This is a genomic window from Devosia sp., assembly GCF_017307565.1.
In the GTDB taxonomy this organism is placed as follows: domain Bacteria; phylum Pseudomonadota; class Alphaproteobacteria; order Rhizobiales; family Devosiaceae; genus Devosia.
The window spans coordinates 1-4,297 of sequence record NZ_JAFKHD010000062.1 but is presented as its reverse complement, the minus strand read 5'-3'; the positions used below and the strand labels follow the sequence as shown (position 1 = coordinate 4,297).

Annotated in this window: 3 protein-coding genes and 1 pseudogene; 2 read left to right on the top strand and 2 right to left on the bottom strand. The window is 62.8% G+C overall.

The annotated features are described in order from the left end of the window. Positions 1–24: 24 nt before the first annotated feature. Complete coding sequence (locus J0I64_RS01245) at positions 25–1,086, bottom strand: PhoH family protein (protein ID WP_291405629.1); 1,062 nt, start codon at positions 1,084–1,086, stop codon at positions 25–27. 549 nt (positions 1,087–1,635) lie between these two features. Between J0I64_RS01245 and J0I64_RS01240 the strand changes: the two genes are divergently transcribed. After that, positions 1,636–2,019, top strand: a complete 384-nt coding sequence (locus J0I64_RS01240) for a GNAT family N-acetyltransferase (RefSeq protein ID WP_291405625.1) — start codon at positions 1,636–1,638, stop codon at positions 2,017–2,019. A gap of 174 nt (positions 2,020–2,193) precedes the next feature. Here the strand turns inward: J0I64_RS01240 and miaB are convergent, their stop codons facing one another. Then, on the bottom strand, positions 2,194–3,585 hold the full coding sequence (gene miaB / locus J0I64_RS01235) for a tRNA (N6-isopentenyl adenosine(37)-C2)-methylthiotransferase MiaB (RefSeq protein WP_291405623.1): 1,392 nt from the start codon (positions 3,583–3,585) through the stop codon (positions 2,194–2,196). Positions 3,586–3,866: 281 nt separating this feature from the next. Between miaB and J0I64_RS01230 the strand changes: the two are divergent. Next, positions 3,867–4,297 (top strand): annotated as a pseudogene (locus tag J0I64_RS01230) (hypothetical protein); the annotation flags it as partial.

The window sequence follows — 4,297 nt, the reverse complement described above, 5'->3', positions numbered from 1 at the left end:
GGATCGGCGGCATAGGTGTCTGGATCAGCTCCGGGGCAACGTGCCCAGTGTCCGCGCCAGACCTTCCGTGTCCCCGTCCTTCTGGGCCAGGCGTCGCGCGGTATCGGCTTCATAGGCCCGCACGATGCGGCCGACAAGCGCGTGACGAACCACGTCCTTGTCGTTGAAGCGGCTGATATGGACGCCTTCGACGCCATCGAGGAGGTTCACGGCCTCGACGAGCCCCGAGCGTTCGCCGCGCGGCAAGTCGACCTGGGTCGGGTCGCCCGTGACGATCATCTTCGAGTTTTCACCCAGACGCGTCAGAAACATCTTCATCTGCATGGATGTGGTGTTCTGGGCTTCGTCGAGGATGACGACCGCGTTGGAAAGCGTGCGGCCGCGCATGAAGGCGAGCGGGGCGACTTCGATGATGCCCGAGGTGATGCAGCGCTCGACATTTTCGGGCTTCATCATGTCGTAGAGGGCGTCATAGAGCGGACGCAGATAAGGATCGACCTTGTCCTTCATGTCGCCGGGGAGAAAACCAAGGCGCTCGCCGGCTTCGACGGCCGGGCGGGACAGGATGATGCGGTTGATATCGCCACGTTCAAGGAGCGAGGCCGCATGGGCCACGGCGAGATAGGTCTTGCCGGTACCGGCCGGGCCAACGCCGAACACGAGTTCGGACCGATCCATGGCCCGCATATAGGCGTCCTGCGCCGGGGTGCGGGCGGCAATGGTGGCCTTTCGCGTGGCGATCTGGGCCATGCGCACCTTGCCCTTGCGCTCGAGCGTGGGCAGGGTCAGCTGGCTGTCTTCGGTCTCGACCATGCGAATGACGGCGTCGACATCGGAAATGTCGGCGGTTCGGCCTTCTTCAAGGCCCTCATAGAGCGATTCCAGCACGCGACGCGCCTGATCGACCTTCGAGGCCGAACCCTTGAGCAGCACATGATTGCCGCGTGGCGTGGCCGACACGGTGAGGCGCTGTTCGATGAGGGCAAGGTTCTGGTCGAAATCGCCGTAGAGCTGCGCAGCCAGGCGATTGTCTTCAAAGGCGAGTTCGAGTTGCGATGCGAGGGCGTTATCGGCGGTAGGTGGCAAGTGCCTGCTCAAACTTTCTCGGCTCCCGAAGGGGGCGCCGCGGACTGCGTCGCCCATGCATTAATGAGGCTAGGATGATTTGGGTTCGATGTCTGTAGATAAATTGTGACACTCCAGGCCTGCCGCAAGGCCGCAGAATCGCCAGAGAGGATCGATTTTCGGCCTGGAGGCGAGGAGAGCCACGCTCGAATAGCCCAGCGCCTCCCCAAACACGATCCGAAACCGCAGGCAACATGAAAAGCCGCCCGGCCTTTCGGCGTCGCGGGTACACGGGTAACGGGCGGCCATTGGCTCGGTCTGTTTAGTACAATGGGAGCCAAAGGCCGCCCGTCACGCATCCGGATTTTTCAGCGGGTCCGGTTCAGGCGCTACCATTCTTTCAGGCGCGGCTGCCGCATTTCACATCCCCGCCCGGATAGGCGCCCCTATCCACCGGCCATTCCGCCCGGCCCTGCGTGGGGGCCGCGTGACTGGCGGAATGGGGAAATATTCGCATGAGAATTTGGCGGCGGGGATAAGATGGATAAGTTGGGTCGAGGGGGAGAAGCCATGATCCGCATTGCCGTCGATCCGTTTCCGTCAGACGAGGCGCTGCGTCAGCTTTGGGAAAAGGCCTGGGGCGACGCGGGACCAGCGAGCTGGCAGGGCGTGCTCAAGCGCAGTCTTGCCCATATCGGTGCCTTCGAGGGCGAAAAACTTGTCGGTTTCGTCAATGTCGCCTGGGATGGCGGCGTGCATGCCTTCATCCTCGATACCTGCGTTGATCGGGATTTTCAGCGCCAAGGCATTGCGACGCGGCTGGTCAAGGAGGCGGAAGAGGCGGCGCGAGAGCGTGGGGCAAAATGGCTCCACGTCGATTTCGAGCCGCATCTGACGGAATTTTACCGCTGCTGCGGGTTTCGGCCGACCGAAGCGGGACTGATTGCGCTTTAGGAGGAGTGTCCTTTTTGCAGGCCACATCCATCTTCTGATGTTCACTGCGTCATCCCCGCGAAAGCGGGGATCTCCGCTAAACAGGGATTCCCGCTTTCGCGGGAATGACACCGTGGATGAAGATCAGCCTTTGGCCTGGTCCGAAGCGACGCTGCGCCCGGATGATAGCCGACCTTAAGCCGCCGCTGCCTGGCGCAGGCGCCCGACCAGCGAATTGGTGGACGTGCCGATGATTTCCACTTCGTGGATCGCGCCGATCAGATCCGTGGAGCCTTCGAGGTGCACGGCCTGCAGATAGGGGGAGCGACCGCCCACCTGGCCCGGCATGCGGCCGACGCGCTCGATCAGAACGGGCAGCGTGCGGCCGACGCAGGACGCGTGGAAATCGGTGGTCTGCTTGTTGACCAGTTCCTGGAGGCGCGCGAGGCGTTCGACCTTGACCGCCTCGTCGATCTGCTCGGTGAGGTTGGCGCCGGGGGTGCCGGGGCGGGTGGAATATTTGAAGGAATAGGCCGAGGAATAGCCGACGTCGCGGATGATCTTGAGCGTGTCCTCGAAATCCGCGTCGGTCTCGCCCGGAAAACCGACGATGAAGTCGCCCGAAAAGGCCATGTCGGGGCGCGCGTCCTTGATGCGCTCGATGAGGCGCATGTATTCGGCCGCCGTGTGCTTGCGGTTCATGGCTTTCAGGATGCGGTCGGAACCGGACTGCACCGGCAGGTGCAGATAGGGCATCAGGAAATCGAGGTCGCGATGCGCCGCGATCAAGGCGTCGTCCATGTCGCGGGGATGGCTCGTGGTATAGCGCAGGCGCTCGAGACCAGGAATTTCGGCGAGAAGGTAAGCCAGCTCACCAAGCCCGACGGCGCGGCCGGAAGCATCTTCGCCGTGATAGGCGTTCACGTTCTGACCGAGAAGGGTGATTTCTTTCACGCCCGCATCGGCGAGGCGGCGGGCTTCTTCGACGACCTGGGCGACCGGGCGGCTGACTTCAGCGCCGCGGGTATAGGGGACGACACAGAAGGAACAGAACTTGTCGCAGCCTTCCTGCACGGTCAGGAATGCGGTGAGACCGCGACCGATGGTGACGTCCTTCTTGGCCGCCGGCAGGTGCGCGAACTTGTCTTCTTCAGGGAAATCGGTGTCGACCACGGCGCGGCGAAGCGCGGGGTGCATGTGACGGTTGCCTTCGGCCTTGGCCAACATGTCCGGCAGGCGGTGATAGGCTTGCGGCCCAAAGACCATGTCGACCATGGGGGCGCGGCGGGCGATTTCCTCGCCTTCGGCCTGCGCCACGCAACCGGCAACGCCGATCATCAGGTCGCCGCCGGTGGCGCGCTTCTCGTTCTGCAGTTCCTTCAAGCGGCCAAGCTCGGAAAAGACCTTCTCGCTCGCCTTTTCGCGGATATGGCAGGTATTGAGCAGCACCAGATCGGCTTCGGCCATGTCCTGTGTCGGCGCATAGCCATGCGGCGCCAGGGCGTCGGCCATGCGATCGCTGTCATAGACATTCATCTGACAGCCATAGGTTTTGATGAAGAGCTTTTTCGGCGCGGTCTGGGTCATGACGGGCTATTTACCAGAGCAACAGCTGTGACGCCACCGCCTGCAACCGAGGCTGGGGCGGATGTGTTGTCTGACTGGAGAGCAAAGGATCCAGCCATGACCACACCGCGCCCGGATAGACCAAGTTGCGGCGGCACTGTCGATGAACAGGCTGACAAGCCGTTCAAATGCGGTAAGGTAGTGGAGGTGTCGGATGTACATTTCCCCGTCATCGCCCCCCACGTTGAGTATTGACCAGCCCGCCCGGGCCCAATCTGCCAGCCGACAAGGACCAGGACTCCATGGCAGCACAAGCCCACGACCGGGTCGGTGATCCGGTAAAGGCGAGGACCGCAAAGCCGCTCCGGCCGCAGCCGGTGGCGCTCTATCTGTTCGCGCTCATGCTGGTCATCCTGCTGCCAGCCCTTATCGTGGCCCTGGTTCTACTCAACAGCACCAACGATGCGCAGGAAAAGGTCGTCGAGGCGCTGACCAATGCCACCGTGCAGGCCATGGGCCAGGCGGTGGACCGGGAAGTATCGGGTATGGCGACCACCTTGCGGGTGCTGTCTTCCGACCCCGCCTTGCAGGTCGGATCGCTCGAGCAGTTTCACCAGCGCGCGACTACCGCCCTGGCCGGCACGGGATCCTATCTCATCGGCGTCGACAAGGATGCCAATCAACTGCTCAACAGCCGCGTGGCCTTCGGCGAGCCCCTGGGCAAGTCCAGCGA